This window comes from Microvirga sp. 3-52 (assembly GCF_018383585.1).
Taxonomy (GTDB): domain Bacteria; phylum Pseudomonadota; class Alphaproteobacteria; order Rhizobiales; family Beijerinckiaceae; genus Microvirga.
This window is the reverse complement of the sequence record NZ_JAHAMK010000074.1, coordinates 1-2232: the sequence shown is the minus strand read 5'-3', so window position 1 is coordinate 2232 and position 2232 is coordinate 1. Positions and strand designations below refer to the sequence as shown.

The window sequence follows — 2232 nt, the reverse complement described above, 5'->3', positions numbered from 1 at the left end:
GAGGCGCCGACGCCGACGAACATCTCGACGAAGTCGGAGCCCGAGATGGTGAAGAACGGCACGTTGGCCTCGCCCGCGACCGCACGGGCGGTCAGGGTCTTACCGGTGCCGGGAGGGCCGACGAGCAGCACGCCGCGGGGGATGCGGCCGCCGAGGCGCTGGAACTTCTGCGGATCGCGCAGGAACTCCACGACCTCCTGCAGGTCTTCCTTGGCCTCGTCGATGCCGGCCACGTCGTCGAAGGTCACGCGCCCATGCGCCTCCGTCAGAAGCTTCGCCTTCGACTTGCCGATGGACATCAGCCCGCCGCCGCCCTGCTGACCTATCGCTCTGCGGGACAGCCAGACCACGATGCCAATCATCAACGCGAAGGGCAGCAACGACAGCAGCAGGCTGCCGAGCAGGCTCGGCTGCGGCGGTGGTTCGGCCTTGATCACGACACCCTTCTGCTGCAGCTGGGCGATGAGACCGGCGCCTTGAGGGATATAGGTGGTAACGCGGGCACCTGTAGAGCGCTCGGCGATGACCTCCTGTCCCTGGATGGTGACCGAGCGGATCTCCCCTTGCTCGACTGCCGTGAGGAACGCCGAGTAGGGAAGCTGCTCAGACTGAGGCGCTGACGGGCCCTGGAAATAGAACAGCGACAGTAGCGTCATGACCATGGCCACAATCGCAAGATTGCGAAAGTTGGGCGCGGTGTTCGGGTTGTTCATCTTGATGCTTTCTGAACGACACCAAAGCGGGCTGACGAGCGCCGCATAGGGCGCTCATCGCGAACGCTGTCAGCGCTGGAAGCGGTTCGGCACCGAATGCGCCGTGTCCAAATGCCTGCGGAGCAGATCCATGTTGCGCAGGTTCGAGCGGTAGAACACATCGCCGACCCAGCCCACGAGCGGAACCGCGCTGATCACGAAGTCGACACCGACATTGCCCATCATGCGCAGGAGTATCGACATGGGCACGCCCAGGCGGTGAGCCTCCCAGACCAGGTAGGCCGACATGCCCTTCGAGGTCAGCATACCGACGCCTGGGATCAAATTCAGGAGGGCGTCCGCACCGAACCGAATGTTAGTTCCCGGAACGCGGATCGCGCTGTCGAGAACCCGTGCCAGGGTATCAAGGCGCGCATGAGTCTCAGCCACGCGAGGCGAGGTGTAGATGGAGGATGAAGCGTAGGAATAAGACGTCACAGTCATCTCCCAGATGCGGAGCAGCTTCAAGCGCTCCTCAGGTGAGAGAGTCCGACATCGCAGCCTTGGGAAAGCTGCCAGAGGGGCCCGGACCCCGGTAAGTGTAAGGTGGTGGTGGAAGAGCCTGTGTTCAAGGTCAGACTGTCATTGCCGGGCCTGAGAGATGTCGTCCTTAGCGGCGCTCAACGACGGTATACTCGGCATCGATCACGCCGTCCCAGGAGCGTTGCCGGGCCGGGCGCAGCCGGCGGCGCAGATAGAAATACAGGGCGATGCCGCCGATCAGCATGATGGGCAGCACCAAGAAGAGCCCAACGACCAGGATGGCCAAAAGGGCAACTCCTGCCAATAACAGGCCAGCGAGCCTCATCAGGGCCCATAGCCGACCCGAGCCGATCGTGGCGCTCCGACTGGCATCGTCCATCTGCATGGCTCTCTCCTTTGCAACCTGGAACAGTAAACGGGCCTACGGCCCGTGAACGGCTCCGGGTGTGTTCCATGTATGGTGTACGGAGCTAACGGGCACGCTAATCCCGATTCCCGCTCAAAAGGCGTTGGGCAACGTGCCGCCACAGGGCGGTGGGATCCATACGAAGTTTCTTGTCTCAGATGTGACTGCGGAAGGGGACAAGACAAAGGAAGGCTGGGGTTCCACCTGGTGCGGGAAGTGTCCTCAAACAGAAGTTCTTTCAGGGGAAAGACGATCCCTCCGCCAAAAGTAGGAGATCCCTGCCGACAGACATTAGAACGAGCGCCGACGTCCCAATCGTTACGGCCCTCTCGTCCGCACTAAGAGCCTTTAAAGATCCCCTTGAATCGAATTCGGGGTTCTTGTCAGCCTGATGTCGGTGCAGGGAGGGGACGTCCTGTGAGGTCGTCTAATCGCGAGCCATTTTGCAAGTAGTTTTTACAATACTCACCCGCTCGAGCCTTGGATCAAGGTCGAGAGACTATGTCGGAGGGGCTGGTCGCGGTGGATCAGAGACACGCCACTTGAGCGTCTGCCGGGTGCAGGGTCGTCTTCGCGGTCGACAGCCGTCGC

General features: G+C 61.6%; 3 protein-coding genes. All 3 read right to left on the bottom strand.

Annotated elements, in window-relative coordinates:
* A partial coding sequence (locus KHP60_RS24740; protein ID WP_213566924.1) for an ATP-dependent metallopeptidase FtsH/Yme1/Tma family protein occupies positions 1-713 on the bottom strand: 713 nt, incomplete at its 3' end.
* Between the two features lie 69 nt (positions 714-782).
* Positions 783-1190: a DUF4112 domain-containing protein gene (locus KHP60_RS24735; RefSeq protein ID WP_213566923.1), complete on the bottom strand. Its 408-nt coding sequence runs from the start codon at positions 1188-1190 to the stop codon at positions 783-785.
* Positions 1191-1362: 172 nt separating this feature from the next.
* On the bottom strand, positions 1363-1620 hold the full coding sequence (locus tag KHP60_RS24730; RefSeq protein ID WP_213566922.1) for a hypothetical protein: 258 nt from the start codon (positions 1618-1620) through the stop codon (positions 1363-1365).
* Positions 1621-2232 lie beyond the last annotated feature (612 nt).